This window comes from Stenotrophomonas sp. TEPEL, assembly GCF_004348785.1.
Classification (GTDB): Bacteria; Pseudomonadota; Gammaproteobacteria; order Xanthomonadales; family Xanthomonadaceae; genus Stenotrophomonas; species Stenotrophomonas indicatrix.
Genome location: NZ_QQXJ01000001.1, coordinates 3,397,919 through 3,420,636 on the forward strand (window position 1 = coordinate 3,397,919; position 22,718 = coordinate 3,420,636).

The window sequence follows — 22,718 nt, forward strand, 5'->3', positions numbered from 1 at the left end:
TTACTCGAGGATGGTGGCAACCACGCCAGCACCGACGGTACGGCCACCTTCGCGGATGGCGAAGCGCAGGCCGGCGTCCATGGCGACCGGGTTGATCAGGGTGACAACCATCTTCACGTTGTCGCCCGGCATCACCATCTCGACGCCTTCCGGCAGCTCGACCGCACCGGTGATGTCGGTGGTACGGAAGTAGAACTGCGGACGGTAGCCCTTGAAGAACGGGGTGTGACGGCCGCCTTCGTCCTTCGACAGCACGTACACTTCGGCGTCGAACTTGGTGTGCGGCTTGATCGAACCCGGCTTGGCCAGAACCTGGCCACGCTCGACGTCGTCACGCTTGGTGCCGCGCAGCAGCAGACCGGCGTTGTCGCCTGCCTGGCCCTGGTCCAGCAGCTTGCGGAACATTTCCACNCCGGTCACGGTGGTCTTCTGCACCGGACGGATGCCGACGATTTCGATTTCTTCGCCGACCTTGATCACGCCGCGCTCGATACGACCGGTCACCACGGTGCCGCGGCCCGAGATCGAGAACACGTCTTCGACCGGCATCAGGAATGCCTTGTCGACGTCACGCTCCGGGGTCGGGATCCAGGTGTCCAGCGCCTCGACCAGCTTGATGACGGCCGGCACGCCGATGTCGCTCTGGTCGCCTTCCAGNGCCAGGCGGGCCGAACCCGAGATGATCGGGGTGTCGTCGCCCGGGAAGTCGTACTTGCTCAGCAGCTCGCGGACTTCCATTTCGACCAGTTCCAGCAGCTCGGCATCGTCAACCATGTCGGCCTTGTTCAGGAACACGACGATGTACGGCACGCCGACCTGACGCGACAGCAGGATGTGCTCGCGGGTCTGCGGCATCGGGCCGTCAGCGGCCGAGCACACCAGGATCGCGCCGTCCATCTGGGCAGCACCGGTGATCATGTTCTTGACGTAGTCAGCATGGCCCGGGCANTCGACGTGGGCGTAGTGACGGGTGGTGGATTCGTATTCGACGTGCGCGGTCGAGATCGTGATGCCACGTGCCTTTTCTTCCGGCGCGGCGTCGATCGCGGAGTAATCCTTGAACTCGCCACCGAAGCGCTCTGCACCGATCTTGGTCAGTGCGGCGGTCAGCGTGGTCTTGCCGTGGTCGACGTGACCGATGGTGCCGACGTTGACGTGCGGCTTGGTGCGCTCGAACTTACCCTTGGCCATGGCTGCTTATCTCGAATTCGTCTGGTGTGGTGCTGAAGATGGTGCTCACAAAAGGAATCGAACCTTCGACCTCTTCCTTACCAAGGAAGTGCTCTACCGACTGAGCTATGTGAGCGAGTTTTGCATTATGGCATGAACTCGATAATATTCAAAGTTCATTCAATGGAGCGGGAGACGGGAATCGAACCCGCACCATCAGCTTGGAAGGCTGAGGTTCTACCATTGAACTACTCCCGCACCGGGAATGTGCCACAACATGAAGCTGGTGGAGGGAGGTGGATTCGAACCACCGAAGGCGTAAGCCAGCAGATTTACAGTCTGCCCCCGTTGGCCGCTTGGGTATCCCTCCTTACCACCCCATTCCGTGCCGCCGAAGCGTTGCGGTGTGTGGTGGTGAGCCCGCAATTCTGGAGATGAAGCGGGGGTCTGTCAACGCTTTTTTTCACTTTTTTTCACGCGCGTCGCAAACCCCTTGATACGCAAGGGTCTGCTCAAGGCAGCGCGATTGTCTCGTCGGCAAAGATGGCCACATGGGCAACGCCATCGGCCCCGATCCAGCCCCGATACATGCCCTGGGTGTTGAACGGCGCTGCCGCTTTTCCATCTGCTGAGAGAACGATCGCCCCGCCGTCGCCGCCCATCTGCGGAATCGCGTCGTTGATCACGCCCTTGCCCGCCTGTTCCGGCGACTGACCGAGGTAGCGCATGCGCGCGCAGATCTCATGGGCCGCTGCGGTACGGATGTAGTACTCGCCCCAACCGGTACCCGACACCGCACAACGCGCATCGGCCCAGGTGCCGGCCCCGATGATCGGCGAATCGCCGACACGTCCATAGCGCTTGTTGGTCATGCCGCCAGTGGAGGTGCCTGCAGCAAGATGCCCCTGTGCATCCAGGGCGACCGCACCGACCGTGCCGAAGTGCTTTGCGGTTTCCAGGTCGGCATGCGCCTGCCCGCTCGCTTCTTCCTTCAATGCACGCTGCAGCTGCTGCCAGCGCTTGTCGGTGCGGAAGTAGGAGGGGTCGACCAGGGTCACGCCCTGTTCGGTGGCGAAGGCTTCGGCGCCCTGCCCCACCATCATCACATGCCTGGACTTCTGCATCACCGCCTGCGCGAGGAGGATCGGATTGCGCACGCGCTGCACGCCGGCCACTGCTCCGGCCGCCTGGGTGGCACCGTCCATCACCGCCGCGTCCAGTTCATTGCGGCCTTCGTGGGTGAACACCGCGCCCTTGCCCGCGTTGAAGATCGGATCATCCTCGAGCACGGTGATGGCCGCGGTGACCGCCGCCAGTGCCGGACGCCCGGCTGCAAGTTCGGCATGGCCCTTCAGCAATGCCGCCTTCAGCGCAGCGCGTGCGGCCTGTTCTTCTGCCGCAGAGAGATCCTTGCGCTCCACTCCGGCACCGCCGTGGATGACCAGCAGCGGTGATGCAGCGGGTGCGGCCTGGGCCAGCAGTGGCAGGGACAGCAGCGCGGACAGCGCCAGGCGCAGTTTCATGGAAGCAGATCTCCGGCAGGACAAGGATTGGATTGCACGGTAGCGCCGGGCCATGCCCGGTGGAAGGCACAGCGCGGCGGCATCCGCCGGCATGGCCCGGCGCTACCGGAATCATTGGCGGACGACTTCAATCTCGCCATCGCTGATTTCAGCCAAAGCCTGGTAGGCCGCCTCGGCCTGCAGGTCGTCCAAGCGCATGCGACCGCCGCTGGCAACCACGGTGACCGGCACCGCATGGAATCGCAGCGGTTCGCCTTCCACCAGCCGGTCGGCATCGCGTCCGGGGCTGACCACCCAGACCTTGCCTTCGCCGTCGGCGCTGTAGACCTGGGCCTGGCCGTCAGGCTCCACGCACAGGGCCGTGTCTTCGTCGACGCCGATGCCGACCATGTCCGGGTCACCACTGTCATGCGCGGCGCGGGCCACGAACACGATCAGGCGACCGAGACGGTCGCGCTTGTCGAAGTGGGTGTCGGTGACCACCCGCTGCAGGTAGGGCAACTGCAGGAAGCCGCGGTCCAGGGTCACCGCCTCGCCCATCGGGTCGGCCATGGCGCTGGCCGAATCGATGCTGCCGCCGTCCAGCGCGCCATAGGCGTAGCCGCCGAGGATGGCCAGCCCGGCGCTGGTGCCGGCAATCGGCTTGCCGGCGCGCACGTGGGCATTCAGCGCGCGATTGAGCGCGGTGCCTTTCCAGAAGCGGATGTAGCGGGACTGATCGCCGCCGGCGATGAAGATCGCATCGGCTGCGGCCACGACCCGCAGCACGGCCGGGTCATCGGCGCCGCGGCGGTTGTCGAACACCAGGGTCTGCACGGCGGTGGTGCCGCCAATCTCCCGGTACAGACGGTCCTGCAGCTCATCGGTGCCGGAGGCGCGCAGGATCAGCACACGGCCATTGCCGGCCTGGCGCAGCCACCACTGGAAGGCTTCAGGTACCCATTCGCCGCCGCCCATCAGCATCATTGCGGGTGCCCGCGGCTCGGGCCGCGGTGCATCCAGATCGCCCACTTCGTAGTAGGCGAAGCCCGGGTCCATCAGTTCCTGTGCCGCCGCTGGTGATGACCAGAAGAGCGCCGACAGCAGCAAGGCGATGAGCGGGCCACGCAGCCCGTAGCGAAGGCGTCGCATTTTGATCTCCCTGAACAAAAACGACCTGCAACCGTTTTCACTCTTTGCCAGACCTATCCGCAGTAGTCAAGGACATGAAAAAGGCGTTAAATGCGCGCGCCCATTGCTGAAATGTGAATGGGGGAAAGGCCCCTCCTCTGTGGGCCGGCATTACTTCCGGGAATTTCTCATGCGTAGACAGGCGATGGCGTGGTCGATCCAGCTGGCGTTGATGGGCGTTGCTGCTTCGGCGGCGGCACAGACTCCCGCTTCCTCTTCGGTACAACAGCTGGATGCGGTGCAGGTGACCGGCTCACGCATCCCGCGCGCCCAGGTGGAAGGACCGGCGCCGATCACCGTCATCAACGCAGAGCAGATCCGCTCCAGCGGCTTCACCACCGTGCCGGACGTGCTGCGCGCGATGACCCAGAACGGCGGTGAGACGCAGAGCCAGCAGTCCTCCGGAGGGGCCGATTTCTCGCCGGGTGCGCAGCAGGTCGACCTGCGCGGGTTGGGGCCGAACCACACCCTGGTGCTGGTCAACGGCCGTCGCATCGCCGACTTCCCGATGCCGTTCAAGGGCCGCAGCAACTTCACCGATGTGTCCAACATTCCGCTGGGCATGATCGACCGCATTGAAGTGCTGACCGGCAGCGCGTCGGCGATCTACGGCTCGGATGCAATCGCCGGCGTGGTCAATTTCATCCTGAAGAAAAAGGCCGATGGCACCACCATCGACATGCGCATGGGCACCACCACCGAAGGCGGTGGTGAGTCGTTCGACATGAGCCTGGCCAGCGGCTTCAGCAGCGGCAACTTCAACGCGGTGTACAGCGTCGAACTGCAGTCGCAGACACCGCTGTGGGCCTACGACCGCGACATCCAGGACTCGACGCAGGACGGCCCGACCGAAGGCGCGCGCATCGCCCGTCGTTCCTACCTGCGCACCGATTACAACGATGACTACCTGGACCCGGGCGCGGCGACCTGCGAGGCGTTGGCCGGGCAGAACCAGGGCAGCACCTACCGCGCGTTCCGTCCGCGCTACGGCTACTACTGCGGCAGCGACAGTGCGATCGGCTACGGCACGATCCTCAGCAAGCGCCGCGGCGCCAACGGCTATGCCTCGCTCAGCTACGACTTCGACAACGGCCAGCAGTGGTTCGCCGACGTGCAGCTGGGCTACCACACGATGTCGCTGATGCGCGATGTCACCAAGTGGGGTCGCATGGCCGCCGACGGCGATGAGGCGGGTTACTTCAACAATGAAGCCACCGGCGAGATCGAGTTCTGGCAGCGCCAGTTCTCGCCCGAGGAAATGGGCGGGCTGGACAATGCGATGGTGCGCAGCACGCAGAAGACCTTCAGCGTGACCACCGGCTTCAAGGGCAACCTGACCGGCAACTGGGACTACGAAGCAGCACTGAGCCATTCGCAGTACCAGTCGCGGATCAGCTGGGCGCAGATCATCGCGTCCAAGGCCAACGACCTGTTCCTGGGCCCGCAGCTGGGCGAGGACGAGGACGGCTTCCCGATCTACAACGCCGATCCGTCGCGCCTGTACCGGCCGCTGACCCGTGCCGAGTACGATTCGATCGCCGCACGCACCACCTATACGCCGAAGTCGCGCACCGAGACGGCGGCGTTGACCCTGACCAATGGCTCGCTGTTCACCCTGCCCGGTGGCGATGCCGGCTTTGCCGCGACGGTGGAAGTGGGCCAGCAGGCCTATGCGCTCAACCCGGACCCGCTGGCGACCGGCTATTACTACTACAGCTGGAAGGATTCGGACGGCAAAGGCTCGCGCAACCGCTGGGCGACTGCCGCCGAGCTGCGCATGCCGCTGCATGAAACGGTCAACCTGAGCGTGGCCGGCCGTTACGACCAGTACCGCTATTCGGGCCACACCATCGGCAAGGCGACCTGGAGCGGCGGCCTGGAATGGCGCCCGATCGACACGCTGCTGGTGCGCGGCTCGTACGGCACCGCGTTCCGTGCGCCGGACCTGCACTATGTATTCGCCGGCCCGGGCAACGACGAGACCAGCGCGGAAGATCTGTACAACTGCCGCGCCGATGCCGCCGATGATTGCGCCGACTACGAGCGCAACGTGATCCGCAGCCGCAGTGGCAACCGCGAGCTTGAACCGGAAACCAGCACCTCCTGGAGCGCGGGCTTCGTGTGGTCGCCAGCGGCCGACCTGGACCTGTCGGCTGACTGGTTCAACATCGACATGCGAGACCAGGTGCAGGACATGGACGTGCGTACGATCCTGGCCAGCGAAGCGAACTGCCGCCTGGGCAGCGCCGACATCGGCTCGCCGACCTGCGTGGACGCCCTGGCCCGCGTCACCCGCACCGCCGACGGCCGTCTATACGGTGTGCACGTCAATCCGATCAACGTGGCGCGCGAGTCCACCTCCGGCATCGACGTCGGCCTGCGCTACCGCCTGCAGACCGGCATCGGCGACTTCATCTTCAATGGCACCCACACCTGGGTGAAGAAGCATGACTTCCAGCGCTATGCCGGCGATGTGACCGAAGACCAGTTCGCAATCAACAGCGGCTTCGATATTCCCCGCACCAAGACCAGCGTCAGCGTGACCTGGGAAAAGGACGCCTGGTCGGCCACCGTGTACGGCTCGCGCCTGGGCAGGCTGCCGACCTCGGACAGCTACGACCAGGTGTTCGACGAGGAAAGTGGCGACAGCCCGTGGATCAAGGCGACCTACCGCTACAACGCTTCGCTGCAGTACCGCTTCGACGATCACTCGCGGTTGTCGCTGTCGGTGGTCAATGTGTTCAACAAGATGCCGCCGAAGGACAAGACCTACACGGCGTACCCGTACTACGACGTGTCCTGGTTCGACAGCGTCGGCCGCACCATCAACCTGCAGTACACCCACAAGTTCGGTGGCAGCGCGCTGTAAGGACGGCCTGCTGGTGGCCCGCCATAGACCCCCGCTTCGGCGGGGGTCTTTTTTTGACCGCCAGCCGCTGCCCCAGCCTGAACGGTTCCCCGCCGCCGGCCTTCTCCACGGCGGGCACGCCGCTTTTTAGGACATGGCTGATTCCGGGCGGGTGACCGTCCTCCCTAGGATCGGTGCATGTTCCGATTCCCTCGCCCTTGCCTGCCCTTGGTCGCACCGCCGACCACCGCTTCGGTGCTGCTGCGCTGGCTGACAGTGTGCGTGTTCCTGTGCCTGGCCGCAGCCACCGGCTTCTACCTGCTGACCGCGTTGACCGAAGATATCTCCAGCCACCGCCGCGACATGAATGCCGCCGCGTACAGGGCGCAGATCTACTTCGACCAGCGTGAGGCCCTGCTGCGCTATCTGGGCGATTCGGTGGTGGTGGGTGATCCGTTGGCGCCGTCCAGCGAGGTCGTACGCCAGCTGCCGTTGGACGGGCCGGGTGGAATGCCGGGCCAGCGCCTGCTGCTCTCGCCGCGCGCAGAACACACGCTGCAGACCCTGCAGACCCATCTGCTGCTGGTCGACGCGCAGGGAACGCATTGGCTGGCCGGCGGCCAGGCCGACGTGGACATCGCCGGCTTGCCCACGCTGCACGTACTGCGGCAGCGCAGCGGCACGCTTGCCGGTCCCGATCCGGTGTACTGGCTGCGCGCCGGCGACGCCGGGGTCGCCCTGGCACAACCGGTACAGTCCGGACCGCAACCGGGCCAGTGGTTGATGCTGCTGCTGGACAGTGCGGCCGCCTCGGACATGATCGATGGCCAGGGCATCGGCGGCTACGCCCTGCTGGACCGCGACGGGCAGCCCGTCCTGTCGAGCCTGGCTCCGCGCCTGGACAGCGCAGGCTGGAAAGCACTGCAGCAGCGCCAGGACGACAGTTTCGGCGTGCTCTGGAGCACAGGCCTGCCCCGCGGCGTGGCCTTGGTGAAGGGCGTAGGCAATGACGGCTGGCGGCTGGTCTATCACCTGCCTCCCCGCCTGCTGCTCGGCGACATGGCGACCTCGCTGCTGATCAGCAGTGCGTTGCTGCTGCTGGCGGGCATCGCGCTGCGCCTGCTGCGGCGTCGTGTCGACCGCCAGTTGATCCAGCCGGCCCTGCTGCAGCACCGGCGCCTGCTGGAAAGCCTGGATTTCAGTTCCACGGTGATCGACCTGGCGCCGGTCGGCATCTGTGTCCTGCGCCGCAGCGACCGCCAGCTGCTGCTGTCCAACCAGCTGCTGCGCGACTGGCTGGGCGAGGAAGGCACGGACAGCGATTGGCAGGCACCGTGGCGCGGGCATGCCGGCGAACGAGGTCGCGGGCTGGAGTTCACCGCACGCGACGGCCGCCAGCTGCAGGTACTGCATGCGGCCTGCCGTTACCAGGATGACGACGTGCTGCTGTGCGTGTTCCATGACATCTCACGCCATCGCCAGGCGCAGGCGGCGCTGTCCTCGGCGCGGCAGGCGGCCGACGCCGCCAACCAGGCCAAGAGCGCGTTCCTGGCGACCATGAGCCATGAAATCCGCACGCCGTTGTACGGGGTGCTTGGCACGCTGGAGCTGCTCGGCCGCACGCCCCTGGATGCGCGCCAGTCGCAGTACCTGCGCACCATCGAGAGTTCCTCGTCGGTGCTGCTGCAGCTGATCAGCGACGTGCTGGATGTGTCCAAGATCGAGTCGGGCCAGCTGAGCCTGGAGCCGGCATCGTTCTCGCCGCGCGAGCTGACCGAGAGCGTGCTGCGCAGCTTCGCCGCTGCGGCGACGCGCAAGGGCCTGCAGGTCCTGGTGTGCACCGATCCCCGGTTGCCGACACGGGTGCTCGGTGATGCCGACCGGATCCGCCAGGTGCTCGGCAACCTGCTCAGCAATGCCATCAAGTTCACCGAGCATGGGCGGGTGGTACTGCGCGTACGACTGGTGCAGCGCGAAGGCGAGTCGAGCGTGCTGGCCTGGCAGGTCACCGATACCGGCGTGGGCATCGCCACCGAGGAACAGGCACGCCTGTTCGAGCCCTTCCGTCAGGTACGTGGCGCTGCCAGTGCGCAGGGCACCGGGCTGGGCCTGTCGATCAGCGACCGCCTGGTGCGCTTGATGAGTGGCGAACTGCGCGTGGTCAGCGAACCGGGACTGGGCAGCAGTTTCACCGTGCGCCTGCCCTTGCCGGTGCTGGCGGCGACCGAGGATGGCCCCGCGTTGCTGGCTGAACCGCCGGTCTACGTGCGCGGCCGCGATCGCGAGCTGGTCGACAGTGCGTGTGGCTGGCTGCGTCGCTGGGGTGCCAATGCGCAGCCGCTGCAGGGCGATCCTGCCCTGCTCGACCACGCCGGCGCGATCCTGATGGATGGCGAGGCGGAACAGCCGTTGGCCTGGCAGGGACCGCGGGTGCTGGCCTCGATCGATGGTGGCGACCAACCCGCCCCCACCGCCGATGGCGCGCTGCTGGTGACCCTGCATGGCATGTCCTCGATCGCCCTGGCGGTCGCGCGCCAGCAGCGCCAATGCGCAACGCTGCCGACCGCAGCGCGCGATGTGCAGCCAGGCCCGCTGGGACTGCGGGTGCTGGCCGTGGAAGACAATCCCATCAACCGGGTGATCCTGGCCGAACAGCTGCAGGCCTTGGGCTGCGAGGTGGAGCTTGCGCAGGATGGGGTCGAGGCGTTGCAGCTGTGCCAGGCCCATGACTTCGACCTGGTGGTCACCGACATCAACATGCCGCGCATGGACGGCCACGCCCTGGCGCGCCAGCTGCGGGCAGAGGGCTCCCTGCTGCCGGTGATCGGCGCCACCGCCAATGCTACCGCCGAGGAGCGCGAGCGCTGCCTGGCCAGCGGCATGCAGGGCTACCTGAGCAAACCCATCGATATCGCACGCCTGCGTCAGGCGCTTTCCGCCGTTCGCCAAGGAGATCCCGCATGACCCGCCGTGTCCTGATCCTGGAAGACCAGCCGTTCCAACGCGGCTATCTCGTCAATCTGTTCAGCGCCCGCGCCGGCGTGCAGGTCGACGCCTGCGAAGACGTGGACGCGGCTATCGCCCTGTGTGCCTGCCAGGCCTATGACCTGGTGGTGAGCGATCTGTTGATGCCCGGCCAGGATGGCATCCAGTTCATCCAGGCACTGGCCGCGCAGCCGCGCCCGCCGCGGCTTGCCGTGGTCAGCGCAGCTTCACGGCGGATGATGAGTTCGGCGCGGTTGATGGCCGAATCCCTGGGCCTGGACGTGGTCGGGCTGCTGGCCAAGCCGGTCGCCGCCAGCGATGTCGATGCGCTGCTCGATGCACTGGCGCAGGCCCGGCCAGCCGTGCGCACCAGCCCGGCTGCACTGGCTCCGGAACCGGACGCGGTGCAGCTGCGGCAGGCGCTGGCCGACGGCAGCCTGACCGCCTGGTTCCAGCCGAAGAAATCGTTGCAGTCCGGGCGCGTGGTTGCCGCCGAGGCACTGGTGCGCTGGCGCCACCCGCAGCTCGGAACGCTGGCGCCTGGAAGCTTCCTGCCGGCACTGTGCCGCCATGGCCTGGAGGGCGAACTGCTTCGCGCGATGCTCACCGCCAGCATCAAGGCGCAGGCGCGCTGGCGCTCCCAGGGATTCCGCGTACCGGTATCGATCAACCTGCCGCCGCATCTGCTGGAGCAGTCCGACCTTCCCGATGAGCTGCTGGCATTGACCTTGGCCGCGGGCGGCAATCCGGCTGATCTGTGCTTCGAACTGATGGAAAACAGCACCACCCGCCACGTCAGCGACTTCTATGCAGGCGCGTGCCGGTTGCGGATGAAGGGGTTCGGCCTGGCCCAGGACGACTTCGGCCAAGGCCTGAGCTCGGTGCACAACCTGGTCAACACTCCCTTCACCGAGGTCAAGATCGATCGTGCGCTGGTCAGCGGCTGCGCGCGCGATCCCGCCCTGCACCTGACCTTGACCACCGTGATCGCGCTGGCCAACCAGCTTGGCCTGACCATCGTTGCCGAAGGCGTGGAGAGCGATGCCGATCTGGCCGCGCTGCGCCAGCTTGGCTGCAACCAGGTGCAGGGCTTCCTGATTTCGCAGGCGCTGCCCTCCGACGACTTCACCCGTCTGCTGGACGAAGATGCTCCGGATGAGGGCGCGCGCGGCAGCCGTGCAGCATCGCGCTGACAGTCGAGGCTGAAAGGCTTCACAATCCCATCAAGAGTCATTGACGATCCTCTCTGCGCGGCGGTACCGGCCGTGCCCCGGGCCCTTCGGGCCGCCATCGACCGCCTACTGCTCCGAGACCTGCCCATGCCGGCCGAGGCCGCTCCCGTACGCCGACTCGCCCGCCGCTCCCTGCGCGTACATGCCCTGCTGATTGGCGTGGTGGTGCTGGCAACCCTGCAGGCCGGCCTGCTGCTGTCCACCGGCAGCCAGCTGTTCAACGAAGAACAGAGCAAGATCCGCTATCACTTCCGTCGCCTGGACGGCACGCTGCAGGAACAGGACCGCTTCCTGCGGCAATGGCGCCTGCATGACATGGGCAGTCGCGGCCAGCCAGTGGACGAATCTGCCTCGCGTGCGCCGCCCAGCCCCTTGTTCGCCAGTTTCGCCCGGATCGGTGCCGACAGCGGCGCTTCGGCACAGGCAGCGGACGAACTGGGCGACCGCTTCCTGCGCTTCTACGGCGCCTTCTGGGCGGCCTCCCGGTTTCCGCCTCCGCAATGCCTGCTGGTCGATGGCCAGGGCCGCCGTGGCCTGCTTGCGCCGATCCAGACAACGCGTGGTGATCCGGGCCAGAGCAGCCCGCATCACCTGCAGCCGGCACTGGCCGCCATCCACCAGGTGCTGCGCGAACGTCCAGCGCTGCGCCGCGGCAGCGTGGTCTGGACAGCGGTGGCCTGGCGCGAAGGCCAGACCCGGCTGCTTGCCATCGCGCACGCGCCGCAGGATGCCCGCCTGTGGGGCGAGAACGAGGACGAGTCACTGGCCGCCGTGGCCTGCCTGCTGGATCCCGGCCGCGTCGATGACTACCGCCAGGTGATGGGTACGCCGGTGTTCGAACGGATGTCACTGTTCGATGGCAACGGCCGCCTGCTGCTCGGTGATGCCAGCGATGCCAGCCGCGCCGCTACGTCGTGGCGCGCGGGACTGGACGGCCTGCTGTTCCGCATGCGCAGCGAACACGGCTGGCTGGCGGTGTATCACGTGGGCTGGCAACAGGTATTCCAGCACCCGCGCGGGCCGCTGCTGGGCAGCATGGTGGTGGCACTGCTGCTGGCCACCGGTGGCGTGCTGATCCTGCGTGCCTACCGGCGCTCGGTGATCGAGCCATTGCGCCGCAACCATGCGCGGTTGCTGGAAAGCGAAGCCTTCAGCCGTACCATCCTCGACAACGCACCGATCGGATTGTGCCTGCTGCGCCGTACCGATGGCCGCGTGCTGCTGGACAACGCGCTGGCGCGTCAGTGGCTGGGGGAAGACCACGACGAGGGTGGCTGGCACGGGCCATGGCGACGCAGTGTGGTCGCCGCCGGCGGCACCGCCACGGGCGACGGCCTGGCCTACACCACGCCGGACAACCGCCACCTGCTGATCACCGCCACGCCCGCGCGCTATCGCGGCGAACCCGCTGTGCTGTGCCTGTTCATCGATCTCAGCAGCCAGCACGAGGCCGAGCAGGTGCTGCAGCAGGCACGGCGTGCGGCCGACCAGGCCAACCGGGCCAAAAGCCAGTTCCTGGCCACCATGAGCCATGAGATACGCACCCCGCTGTACGGCGTGCTCGGCACGCTGGAGCTGCTTGGCCTGACCCCGCTCGATGCGCGCCAGCAGGACTATCTGGACACGATCCAGCGCTCGTCATCGACCTTGATGCAGCTGATCAGCGACATCCTGGATGTCAGCAAGGCCGAGGCCGACCAGCTGAGCCTGGAACCCGGCGCGTTCGATCCGGTGCGGTTGACCGAGGACGCACTGGACTCCTACGCCGCAGCTGCCGCACACAAGGGCCTGCAGTTCTACGCCTGCATCGACCCGGATGTGCCGGCTGCGGTCAACGGTGATGCCGCGCGCATCCGCCAGATCCTCAACAACCTGATCAGCAATGCGCTGAAGTTCACCGACAGCGGTCGGGTCGTGGTGCGCCTGGGTGCGCAGCACGTCGATGATCGCTGCTGGCTGCGCTGGCAGGTGGCCGATACCGGCATCGGCATCGCAAGCGAGCACCAGGCACATCTGTTCGAACCCTTCTTCCAGGCCAACCCGGGCACCGATGCCATGCGTGGCACCGGACTGGGCCTTGCGATCTGCGCACACCTGACCGCGATGATGGACGGCCACCTGCGGGTGGTCAGCGAAAGCGGCCTGGGCAGCAGTTTCTCGGTCGAACTGCCGCTGCCTGAGGCAACGCCCGACCCACTGCAGGCGGCTTCACCGCAGTTGCCGGCAGGGCTGCCGGTGCAGGTTCGCGGCAGCGTTCGCGAGTTTGCACAATCGATATGCGATCGGCTGCAGCAGCGTGGCGCACAGGCCATCATGCATCGCGACGATGCGCCGCTGCTTGTCGACCCTGGCATGGTGATGCTCGACCTTGTGCTGGACGAGGGCGCGCCTGCATGGAATGGCCCGCAGGTAGTGGCCTGCCGCGAAGGCGGAATGCAGCCGCAACAGGTGCAGGGACATTGGCAGGTCGGCGTGCATCGCCTGGATGCGATCGTGATGGCGGTAGCGGCTGCGGCCGGGCGAGCGCTGCCCGCCGAGGTCAACGGCCGTCTGCCCGCGACACGCAGGTTCGGCGGGCTGCAGGTACTGGTCGCCGAAGACAACCCGATCAACCAAGCGATCCTGCGTGACCAGCTGGAGCAGCTCGGCTGCCACGCCGTGGTCGCCAGCGACGGCACTGAGGCCCTGCGCTACTGGTCGCAGCGCCCCTTCGCCCTGGTGTTGACCGACCTCAACATGCCGGGACTGGACGGTTACGGTCTGGCCCGTGCATTGCGCGCGCGTGGGGTTGGCGTACCGATCCATGGCGCAACCGCCAACGCCGACCCGGCCGAACGGCTACGCTGCCACGAGGCAGGGATGCAGGGGGTGCTGGTCAAGCCGATCACCCTGGCAGCACTGCAGCGCCTGCTGACCCAGGTCACGGCCGGGCAGCACAGCGAACCCAGCGACGACCAGGCCGATGCTCCCCTGCAGGTTCCGGAAAAGATGCAGGCGTTGTTCGTGCAGACCATGCAGGCCGATCTGGACAGCCTGCAGCGGGCGATCGGCGATGCCTCGCCCGAACGCGTGGCACAGGTGCTGCACCGCATCCGCGGCGCACTGGTGATCGTCGGCGCACCGGCACTGGTGGCACACGGCCAGCAGATCGAACAGCAAATCGGTGACGGCGACGCGCTGCCTGCCCTTGCCGGGGCGCTCGATCATTTCCAACGGCGCCTGCAGCGGCTGCTGGAACCATTGACGCACGTCGCCGCCCCCTCACCTTCCCGCAACCCGACACTGCCATGACCACCCGCATCCTCATCGCTGACGACCACCCGATCGTGCTTGCTGGCATCCGCGATGTCCTGGCCGGCGAACTGGACCTGGACGTGATCGGCGAGGCCGCCGATCCGACGACCCTGATCGAGCTGATGACGAGCACCCGGCCCCATGCGGTGATCACCGATTACAGCATGCCCGGTGGTGACAGCTTCGGCGATGGCATCAAGCTGATCTCGTTCCTGCGCCGCAGCTTCCCGGACACGCATGTACTGGTGTTGACGATGGTCTCCAACCCTTCGCTGGTGGCAGCCATGTATGCCGCTGGCGCGGGCGGCGTGGTGCTCAAGAGCCACGGCCTGGGCAGCCTGGTGCAGGCGCTGCGCACGGTACTGGCCGACCGAATCTATCGCCCGCCCGGACTGATGCCGGTTGCCGCGGCGGAACCGGCCGATGCCGCCGTGGTGCTGGCACGCCTTTCTCCACGGGAACTGGAAGTGATCCGCCTGTTCACCGGCGGCATGAGCGTGGGCGACATCGCCCGTCAACTGCAGCGCAGCGCGAAGACGGTCAGCACCCAGAAGATCAGCGCGATGCGCAAACTGGGCGTGGACAGCGACCAGGCGCTGATCGAGTACTGCCTGCAGGCCTCGTTGTTCGCCTGAGGCGTCCACAACGCTGAACCGTGCCCGGGCCCATGCACTGGGCATGACGTGCTTTAGGAAACGCCTGATTCCATAGGACAGGGCTGATTTCTAGTCTGGATGCATCCCGCCATGGTGACGACGTCCCATCGTCATCGCGTTACCGGCGGGAGGGAAACCGGATGGCGCCTGCAGCGGCCATCGCACGCGGTTTCCACAGCGACGCGGCCCTGCCGCGCCAGATCGCGCAGCCGCGCTGCGCCCTGCCACAGGAATCCAACAGCATGAACGCCTCTCCCCCACGGCGCCGCCGTGCGCCCGCCTGCGCGCGCGTGGCACGCCTTCCCCTGATTCCCAGCCTGCTGGCCAGCGCCCTGTGGGCCGCCCTGCCCGTACATGCAGCCGAACTGCAAGGCCCGTTGAAGGTTACCGATGGCGGCAGCCTGCAACTGGGCGCCGACGACACCCTGCAGCACAGTGCAAGCGGCTACGCACTGGAGGCCAGTGGTGTCGGCAGCAGCGCTACGATCGATGGCAGCCGCATCTCGATCACCGGCGGAGGCAGTGGCATCCTTGCCAGCGCCGGGGGCAGCGTCCTGCTTGAAGGCAGCCTGCTGCAGCTCGGCAACGGCAGCGCCAGCGTGGGCTATGCGCTGAACGCCAGCGGTGCGGGCAGCGTGATCCGCGCCAACAATCTCATCATCGATGCCTTCCGCAACGGCTCCGGGTACGGCACGGTCAACGCCACCGGCGGCGGCAAGGTGTGGTTGAACGGTGGCCGTGTCAGCAGCGGGGGGCACGCGCTGTATTCCACTGGGCGCGGCAGCGAGCTGCACGTGGCCGGTACGGAGATCTACGACGGTGCCAACAGCGCAGTGTACGCCGAGCGTGGCGCGCTGCTGTCGCTGGAATCGCTGAAAATGACCTTTGCCGAAGCCAGCAGCGGCTACAGCGGCCGTTTGTCCTCCGACGGCAGCGGCAGCGTGCTGTCGCTGCGCGACGTGGACGTGGTCAACGGCTACTTCGACATCGACGACGGTGGCATGCTGAAGATCGTGGGCGGCAGTGCCAGCAGCAGCGGCAGCAGCATCCGCCTGCTCGGCAACAGTGGTAACCGCGTGTACTCCACCGCCGATATCACCGGCGGCCGTTTCGAGACCGTTGGCGGCTACGGGGTCAACGTCAACAGTTGGGCCAAGCTGACCACCAACGGTGCCCACTTCACCGTGCGCGACGGCTATTCCGGCATCTGGCTGTCCGGCGCGGACTCGCTGGCCGACCTCACCGATACCAGGCTCAGCACCTATGGCGACAACGGCTACGGCCATGGCCTGGACGTCTGGGGTGGTACCGCCACGATCACCGGCGGCAGCATCGATACTCACGGCGAGGGTGTCTACGGCCTGCGTGCCTCGGGCAGCAACCCGCCGACGCCCTACTCGCGCATCCGCGCCAAGAACCTGGACATCACCACTTACGGCACCGGCGGCGGCGGCGTCTTCCTTGGCGGCAGCACGGCCGATGCGCAGCTGGACGGAGGCTCGATCACCACCCTGGGTGCATCCTCGTTCGGCATCGTGCAGATGAACACGGCCAAGCTCACCGCCGACAACCTGGGCATCCATGCGCAGGGCACGAATTCGGGTGCCTATCGCTCCTACATCACCGTGTTCGGGCCGTACTGGGACCGCCTGGTGTTCAACAACAGCTCCCTGCAGACCCAGGACGGCTCCGCGTTGTGGCTGCAGGGCAGCAACCACGAGCTGACGCTCAACAACACCGATGTCATCGCGCGCCAGCAGGGCAACCTCGACGGTGGCCGCCTGCTGCGGGTGAGCGACACGGTGTTCACCGACGGAAGCTCGGTCGCCACCGCAGACATTCTGTTCACTGCCGACAACAGTCGCCTGACCGGCGATGTCGTGGTCGACAGCGCCACCGCCAACGTGCAGATGACGCTGCGCAACGGCACCGTGTTCAACGGCGCGCTGCGCAGCGACTCGGGCTACCAGGTCGCGCAGCTGGCGATGGATGGCAACAGCCAATGGAACGTGCGTTCCAGTTCCAGCGTCGGCTCGCTGGACCATGCCGGCACCATCGCCTTCGTCGCCCCCACCACCAACGACTTCAAGACCCTGACCGTCACCGGCGACTATGTCGGCAACGATGGCCACTGGCTGTTCAACCGCGCGCTGGGCGACGATGCCTCGCTGGGTGACCAGCTGGTGATCCAGGGCAACAGCAGTGGCACCGCCTCCGTCAGCGTGCGCAACGCCGGGGGCGCCGGTGCCCTGACCAGCGAAGGCATCCGCCTGATCAGCGTGGGCGGCCAGTCCGATGCGCAGTTCTCGCTGCAGGGACGCGCGGTGGCCGGCGCTTACGACTACTTCCTGTACAAGGGCGGCGTCTCCACGCCGGATGACGGCAACTGGTACCTGCGCTCGGAATACGTTCCGCCGGTCGACCCGCCAGAACCGCCCGATCCGCCGATTGACCCGCCGACTCCGCCGATCGATCCGCCTGCTCCGCCAATCGATCCGCCAATCGATCCGCCGGTAGTTCCGCCCGTCGATCCGCCGCTGCCGCCAGCACCGCCGCGCGTGGAGCGTCCGGAGCCGGCGGTGTACATGGCCAACCAGAGCAGTGCGCTGGGCATGTTCCGGCACAGCCTGTACGACCGCAGCGGCGATCCTGCCGAGGCGACCGATGGTGGCAGTGACGCCATTGCATGGGCACAGGTGCGCAGCAGCGCGCCCGGCAGCCGCGGCTACCAGGTGGACGTGGACAGCGAGCTCAACAGCGTGCTGCTGGGCGTCGGTCGTCGCTTCGAAGCCAATGCCGGCGGCCAGCTGCAGGCAGGTGTGATGGCCGGCCATGGCCGGGCACGCAATGACAGTCGCTCGCAGGTGACCGGTTATACCGCGCACGGTGTGGTCAACGGCACCAGCCTGGGCCTGTATGCGACCTGGTTGCAGGACGCGCGGATGGAGCACGGTGCGTATGTGGACGGCTGGCTGCAGTACGGGCGTTTCCGCAACAGCGTGCAGGGCGAAGGGCTGCAGAAGGAGCACTATCGTTCGCACAGCTGGACCGGTTCGGCCGAGGCAGGCTATGTGCTGCCCGTGCAGCGCACGGCCCAGCGCGGGCTCTACCTGGAGCCACAGCTGCAGGTGATCCACAGCCGCTACGACGCCGACCGCGTGGTCGAGGCCAACGGCACGGTGGTTGAAGGGCGCGACAAGGACAGCACCACCACGCGTGTGGGACTGCGCCTGTACACGCGTTCGCTGACGCAGCGCCAGGGTCAGGTACAGCCCTTCGTCGCGGTGAACTGGTGGTCCGGTGGCAATGACGCGGCCATCGCCGTGGACGGAGAACGCCTGCGCCGTCAGTTGCCGCGTGACATCTACGAAGCCAAGGCCGGCGTGCAGGTAAATCTGTCGGGCGGCTGGCGCGGCTGGGGTGAGATCAGCCACCAGACCGGCGGCATGGGCTTCCGCGATACCAGCGGCCAGCTGGGCGTCTCTTACCGCTGGTAAGCGCTGCCACGGGTGAACCCAACGAGGGGTCCGGCGATGTGTCGTCGGACCCCTTGTTGTTTTCCACACCACGCGTGGAAATCGATGGGGGTTGGATGTGGACAAGTGGCCATGAGCCACGCACGACAAGCGTTTTCAGCGCTGGTCATTTTTTATCCAATCAATCCACCGCGCCCGCAGGTGCATGTTTTCCACACAGCAGGTGGAAAGCGCTGCGGACTTGATGTGGACAACCCGGCTTGAACGTTATGCCGCAAGCGTTTCAGGGCCCGGCCATTTTTTGTCCAGGCGCTTCGATGGTTTTCCACACATCGCGTGGAAAGCCGTGGGGGTTTGGTGTGGACAAGTAGCTGCGAGCCCTGCACGGCAAGCGTTTCAAGGCGTGGTGAATTTCTGTCCACGGCCACCGGCAGCACTGCGCTGGCGCTTCCGCAGCAGAAGCACGCAGCGGCACTGCTCGTGCACCCCTTCTGACAGGCGCCCGATACAACAAGACCCCGCATTGCGGGGTCCCGTGGACAATCACTGCGCTGCGCCGTCGATCAGACGTTGAAGCGGAAATGCAGGATGTCACCTTCCTGCACGCGGTATTCCTTGCCTTCCAGGCGCAGGCGACCGGCTTCCTTGGCGCCGGCTTCGCCCTTGTACTTGATGAAGTCGTCATACGCGATGGTTTCGGCGCGGATGAAGCCCTTCTCGAAGTCGGTGTGGATGACCGCGGCAGCCTGCGGCGCGGTGGCGCCCTTGCGCACGGTCCACGCGCGGACTTCCTTTACACCGGCAGTGAAGTAGGTCTGCAGGCCGAGCAGGCTGTAGGCCGCGTTGATCACGCGGTTCAGGCCCGGCTCGGTCAGGCCGAGGTCGGCCAGGAAGGTATCGCGGTCTTCGTCATCCAGCTGCGACAGTTCTTCTTCGATCGCCGCCGACACCGGCACCACCTGCGCGCCTTCCTCGGCGGCACGGGCGCGCACGGCGTCCAGGTGCGGGTTGTTCTCGAAACCGTCTTCCAGCACGTTGGCGATGTACATCACCGGCTTCAGGGTCAGCAGGAACAGATCGCGCACCAGCGCCTTCTCTTCCTCGTCCAGGCCCGCCGAACGGCCGGCCTTGCCATCGGCCAGCGCGGCCTGCAGCTTGGCCAGCACCGGCTTGCGTGCCGCGGCGTCCTTGTCACCGCCCTTGGCCGCACGCTCGGCGCGGTTCAGTGCCTTCTCCACGCTGTCCAGGTCGGCCAGGGCCAGTTCGGTATCGATGGTGTCGATGTCCGAGATCGGGTCGACCTTGTTGTTGACGTGGATGACGTCAGCGTTCTCGAAGCAGCGCACCACGTGGGTGATCGCATCCACTTCGCGGATGTGGGCCAGGAACTTGTTGCCCAGGCCTTCGCCGCTGGCCGCACCGGCCACCAGGCCGGCGATGTCGACGAACTCGACCGCGGTCGGGATGACCTTCTGCGGGTTGATGATCGCCGCCAGCTCGTTCAGGCGCGGATCCGGCACCGGCACGATGCCGACGTTGGGCTCGATGGTGCAGAACGGGAAGTTCGCCGCGGCGATGCCCGCCTTGGTCAGCGCGTTGAACAGGGTCGACTTGCCGACGTTGGGCAGGCCGACGATGCCGCATTTGATACCCATGGGTGACAGCTCTCTGGGGTGAAAGTGATTGGTGAAACAGCGCGCGCGCCGCTTGGCCAATCCATCTCGGTGTCGTCGATCAACATCTGTGCCAACCAAGGTTGGCACCTACCGGAGCCGGTTGGCACCTACCGGGGCCGGTTGGCGCCCGTTGCCGGCCAGCGGCCGGCACTACCGGTTACTTCGGGGTGTGCAGCCGCTTCATCGCTTCGCTGAAATCGCCCTGCACCGCCAATGGCAGCACGTCGATCGCATCGTCGATGGCGCGCGAGATCAGTACCTCGTCTTCCTTGGAGGGGCGTCCCAGCACCCAGCCCACCACGCGGTCCTTGTGGCCGGGATGGCCGATGCCCACCCGCAGGCGATGGAACCTGCCGTGGCCGAGCAACTGGATGGTGTCACGCAGGCCGTTCTGGCCACCGTGTCCACCATCGAACTTCAGCCGCGCCACGCCGGGCGCCAGGTCCAGTTCGTCGTGGGCCAGCAGGGTTTCCTCCGGCTCGATCTTCCAGAACCGCTGCGCGGCGGTGACCGACTTGCCGCTGAGGTTCATGAAGGTGGCCGGCTTGAGCAGCCACACCGTCTGTCCAGCGATGTCGACCTTGGCGGTCTCGCCAAACAACTTGCTGTCGACGTTCCATCGCGCACCGGCCTTTTCAGCCAGGGCCTCAACGAAATGAAACCCGGCATTGTGCCGGGTCCGGGCGTGCTCCGATCCGGGGTTGCCCAGACCGACGATCAGTCGCAATCCTGCCATCGTTCCATCCAGATACGGCGCCTGCCCCGAAGGACAGGCGCCGCGGGGTATTACTCGGCCGCTGCTTCTTCAGCGTCGGCAGCGTCCTGCTTGCCGTGCTTGGCAGTGACGATGGCGTCGTCGTGGTCCTTGCCCAGCGCCAGCGCCGGAATTTCCACGCCCTTCGGCAGCTTGATGTCCGACAGGTACACCACGTCGCCAGCCTTCAGCTCGCCCAGGTTGACTTCGATCGACTCCGGCAGGTCCTTCGGCAGGCAGCTGATGGCCACTTCCTTCAGTTCGTGGGTGACCACGACGTCGGCAGCCTTGCCGGCCGGCGAGGCGTCTTCGTTGATGAAGTGCAGCGGAACCGAAGCGGTCAGCTTCTCGTTCTCGTTCACGCGCAGGAAGTCCAGGTGCATGATCAGCTGCTTGTACGGATGGCGCTGCATGTCACGCAGCAGCACCTTCTGCACCTGGCCGTCCAGGTTCAGGTCCAGGATCGAGGCATAGAACCACTCGTTCTGCTGGGCCAGCCAGATTTCGTTGTGGTCCAGGCTGATGGCGACCGGCTCGGCGTTGCCGCCGTACACGATCGCCGGGATCACACCAGCGTGACGCAGGCGGCGGCTCGCACCCTTACGCTGCAGTTCACGCTTGGTGACCTTGATTTCATGGGTCTTCGACATTTTCGACTACTCGGTTGTTGCCTTGCCTTGCGGCTTGGCGGTTGAAGGCACTTCCGCGACCAGAAGCGCCCGGTGTGTCCCTGCCGTTGCCGGCGGGGACGAAAAAATCAATCCACGTACAGCGAGCTGACCGACTCGCCGAAGGCGATGCGGCGCATCGTTTCGGCCAGCATTTCCGCCACGCTCAGCTGACGGATCTTGCTGCATACCCGCGCGGCGTCCTTCAGCGGGATGGTGTCGGTCACCACCAGCTCATCGAGCTGGGAGTTGGTGATGTTGTCCACCGCCGGGCCCGACAGCACCGCGTGGGTGCAGTAGGCGGCCACCTTGAGCGCACCGCGCGCCTTCAGGGCAGCGGCAGCGGCGCACAGGGTGCCGGCGGTGTCGACGATGTCATCGACCATGACGCAGGTCTTGCCTTCGACGTCACCGATGATGTTCATCACGGTGGAGACGTTGGCGCGCGGACGGCGCTTGTCGATGATCGCCAGGTCGGCGTCATCCAGGCGCTTGGCCACTGCACGGGCGCGGACCACGCCGCCTACGTCCGGCGACACCACGATCAGGTTCTCGGTGCCGTAGGCGCGCCAGATGTCGGCCAGCAGCAGCGGAGAGGCATACACGTTGTCGACCGGAATATCGAAGAAACCCTGGATCTGGTCGGCGTGCAGGTCGACGGTCAGCACGCGATCAGCGCCGGCGGTGCTGAACATCTTCGCCGCCAGCTTGGCGGTGATCGGCACGCGCGAGGAACGCATGCGGCGATCCTGGCGCGAGTAGCCGAAGTACGGCACCACGGCGGTCACGCTGGCCACCGATGCGCGCTTGAGCGCGTCGATCAGCACCAGCAGTTCCATCAGGTTTTCCGCGCTCGGCGCCGAGGTCGGCTGGATCACGAACACGTCCTGCTTGCGGACGTTCTCTTCGATCTCCACCTGCACTTCACCATCGGAGAAGTGCGAGACCAGCGCCTTGCCCGGGCGCACTCCCAGTTCCTTGCAGATGTTCTGCGCCAGACGTTTGTTGGCGTTGCCGGAAAAGACCAGCAGGTTCGGGGACTCTTGCATCATGATTGTCTCGGGCGGGGACGAGTGGCGGGGATCCGGTAACGGCAAGGACCACCTCGGCCCCTGCTGCTGACAACACCGCGGCTGTTCCCACGTCCCGCGCAGGTGATGCGCTGGAAGGCGCGGACGCAGCCGCATTGGCAGGGGCGGGAGGATTCGAACCTCCGAATGCCAGGATCAAAACCTGGTGCCTTGGGCCTCTTGGCGACGCCCCTGC

General features: G+C 66.3%; 13 protein-coding genes and 4 tRNA genes. 6 read left to right on the plus strand and 11 right to left on the minus strand.

Going from position 1 to position 22,718, the window contains the following annotated elements:
• The 6 genes from tuf to TEP_RS15670 form a co-directional block, all read right to left on the minus strand.
• The gene (gene tuf / locus TEP_RS15645; RefSeq protein WP_132825865.1) at nucleotides 1-1,191 is read right to left on the minus strand and encodes an elongation factor Tu; all 1,191 of its coding nucleotides are present in this window, start codon (nucleotides 1,189-1,191) and stop codon (nucleotides 1-3) included.
• A gap of 39 nt (nucleotides 1,192-1,230) precedes the next feature.
• Nucleotides 1,231-1,306, minus strand: a tRNA-Thr gene (locus TEP_RS15650).
• Between the two features lie 48 nt (nucleotides 1,307-1,354).
• Nucleotides 1,355-1,428 (minus strand) — tRNA-Gly (locus tag TEP_RS15655).
• A 26-nt stretch (nucleotides 1,429-1,454) separates the two neighbouring features.
• Nucleotides 1,455-1,540, minus strand: a tRNA-Tyr gene (locus tag TEP_RS15660).
• Nucleotides 1,541-1,682: 142 nt separating this feature from the next.
• On the minus strand, nucleotides 1,683-2,693 hold the full coding sequence (locus tag TEP_RS15665; RefSeq protein WP_132825866.1) for an isoaspartyl peptidase/L-asparaginase: 1,011 nt from the start codon (nucleotides 2,691-2,693) through the stop codon (nucleotides 1,683-1,685).
• Nucleotides 2,694-2,804: 111 nt separating this feature from the next.
• Nucleotides 2,805-3,824: a cyanophycinase gene (locus TEP_RS15670; protein WP_132825867.1), complete on the minus strand. Its 1,020-nt coding sequence runs from the start codon at nucleotides 3,822-3,824 to the stop codon at nucleotides 2,805-2,807.
• Between the two features lie 169 nt (nucleotides 3,825-3,993).
• Here TEP_RS15670 and TEP_RS15675 point away from each other — a divergent pair, with 169 nt between their 5' ends.
• The 6 genes from TEP_RS15675 (at nucleotide 3,994) to TEP_RS15700 (ending at nucleotide 18,375) form a co-directional block, all read left to right on the plus strand.
• Entirely contained in the window at nucleotides 3,994-6,732 is a 2,739-nt protein-coding gene (locus TEP_RS15675; RefSeq protein ID WP_132825868.1) for a TonB-dependent receptor, read from the plus strand.
• Nucleotides 6,733-6,909: 177 nt separating this feature from the next.
• Nucleotides 6,910-9,675: a response regulator gene (locus TEP_RS15680; RefSeq protein WP_132825869.1), complete on the plus strand. Its 2,766-nt coding sequence runs from the start codon at nucleotides 6,910-6,912 to the stop codon at nucleotides 9,673-9,675.
• Nucleotides 9,672-10,889 carry an EAL domain-containing response regulator gene (locus tag TEP_RS15685; protein WP_132825870.1) on the plus strand — a complete coding sequence of 406 codons (1,218 nt, stop codon included), beginning with the start codon at nucleotides 9,672-9,674 and terminating at the stop codon, nucleotides 10,887-10,889. Before TEP_RS15680 ends, TEP_RS15685 begins: the two co-directional genes overlap by 4 nt.
• Nucleotides 10,890-11,015: 126 nt before the next feature.
• Nucleotides 11,016-14,219 carry a hybrid sensor histidine kinase/response regulator gene (locus tag TEP_RS15690; RefSeq protein ID WP_132825871.1) on the plus strand — a complete coding sequence of 1,068 codons (3,204 nt, stop codon included), beginning with the start codon at nucleotides 11,016-11,018 and terminating at the stop codon, nucleotides 14,217-14,219.
• Nucleotides 14,216-14,857: a response regulator transcription factor gene (locus tag TEP_RS15695; RefSeq protein WP_132825872.1), complete on the plus strand. Its 642-nt coding sequence runs from the start codon at nucleotides 14,216-14,218 to the stop codon at nucleotides 14,855-14,857. The genes TEP_RS15690 and TEP_RS15695 overlap by 4 nt, the downstream gene beginning before the upstream one ends.
• 263 nt (nucleotides 14,858-15,120) lie before the next feature.
• On the plus strand, nucleotides 15,121-18,375 hold the full coding sequence (locus tag TEP_RS15700) for an autotransporter outer membrane beta-barrel domain-containing protein (RefSeq protein ID WP_132825873.1): 3,255 nt from the start codon (nucleotides 15,121-15,123) through the stop codon (nucleotides 18,373-18,375).
• 542 nt (nucleotides 18,376-18,917) lie between these two features.
• Here TEP_RS15700 and ychF read toward each other — a convergent pair.
• The 5 genes from ychF to TEP_RS15725 all read right to left on the minus strand — a co-directional run bounded on the left by ychF (nucleotide 18,918) and on the right by TEP_RS15725 (nucleotide 22,716).
• A complete protein-coding gene (gene ychF / locus TEP_RS15705) occupies nucleotides 18,918-20,009 on the minus strand; it encodes a redox-regulated ATPase YchF (protein WP_025879150.1) in 1,092 nt (363 codons plus the stop codon).
• 178 nt (nucleotides 20,010-20,187) lie between these two features.
• Nucleotides 20,188-20,766, minus strand: coding sequence for an aminoacyl-tRNA hydrolase (pth, locus tag TEP_RS15710; RefSeq protein ID WP_132825874.1), 579 nt, complete (start codon nucleotides 20,764-20,766; stop codon nucleotides 20,188-20,190).
• Between the two features lie 50 nt (nucleotides 20,767-20,816).
• On the minus strand, nucleotides 20,817-21,434 hold the full coding sequence (locus TEP_RS15715) for a 50S ribosomal protein L25/general stress protein Ctc (protein ID WP_132825875.1): 618 nt from the start codon (nucleotides 21,432-21,434) through the stop codon (nucleotides 20,817-20,819).
• 107 nt (nucleotides 21,435-21,541) lie between these two features.
• Complete coding sequence (locus tag TEP_RS15720) at nucleotides 21,542-22,501, minus strand: ribose-phosphate diphosphokinase (RefSeq protein WP_025879147.1); 960 nt, start codon at nucleotides 22,499-22,501, stop codon at nucleotides 21,542-21,544.
• Nucleotides 22,502-22,639: 138 nt separating this feature from the next.
• Nucleotides 22,640-22,716: transfer RNA gene (locus TEP_RS15725), tRNA-Gln, on the minus strand.
• Nucleotides 22,717-22,718 lie beyond the last annotated feature (2 nt).

Bases quoted from the DNA above. Each gene is read 5' to 3' on its own strand.
- TEP_RS15665 (WP_132825866.1), bottom strand. From the start codon at position 2,693: ATGAAACTGCGCCTGGCGCTGTCCGCGCTGCTGTCCCTGCCACTGCTG.
- TEP_RS15670 (WP_132825867.1), bottom strand. From the start codon at position 3,824: ATGCGACGCCTTCGCTACGGGCTGCGTGGCCCGCTCATCGCCTTGCTG.
- TEP_RS15675 (WP_132825868.1), top strand. From the start codon at position 3,994: ATGCGTAGACAGGCGATGGCGTGGTCGATCCAGCTGGCGTTGATGGGC.
- TEP_RS15680 (WP_132825869.1), top strand. From the start codon at position 6,910: ATGTTCCGATTCCCTCGCCCTTGCCTGCCCTTGGTCGCACCGCCGACC.
- TEP_RS15685 (WP_132825870.1), top strand. From the start codon at position 9,672: ATGACCCGCCGTGTCCTGATCCTGGAAGACCAGCCGTTCCAACGCGGC.
- TEP_RS15690 (WP_132825871.1), top strand. From the start codon at position 11,016: ATGCCGGCCGAGGCCGCTCCCGTACGCCGACTCGCCCGCCGCTCCCTG.
- TEP_RS15695 (WP_132825872.1), top strand. From the start codon at position 14,216: ATGACCACCCGCATCCTCATCGCTGACGACCACCCGATCGTGCTTGCT.
- TEP_RS15700 (WP_132825873.1), top strand. From the start codon at position 15,121: ATGAACGCCTCTCCCCCACGGCGCCGCCGTGCGCCCGCCTGCGCGCGC.
- ychF (WP_025879150.1), bottom strand. From the start codon at position 20,009: ATGGGTATCAAATGCGGCATCGTCGGCCTGCCCAACGTCGGCAAGTCG.
- pth (WP_132825874.1), bottom strand. From the start codon at position 20,766: ATGGCAGGATTGCGACTGATCGTCGGTCTGGGCAACCCCGGATCGGAG.
- TEP_RS15715 (WP_132825875.1), bottom strand. From the start codon at position 21,434: ATGTCGAAGACCCATGAAATCAAGGTCACCAAGCGTGAACTGCAGCGT.
- TEP_RS15720 (WP_025879147.1), bottom strand. From the start codon at position 22,501: ATGCAAGAGTCCCCGAACCTGCTGGTCTTTTCCGGCAACGCCAACAAA.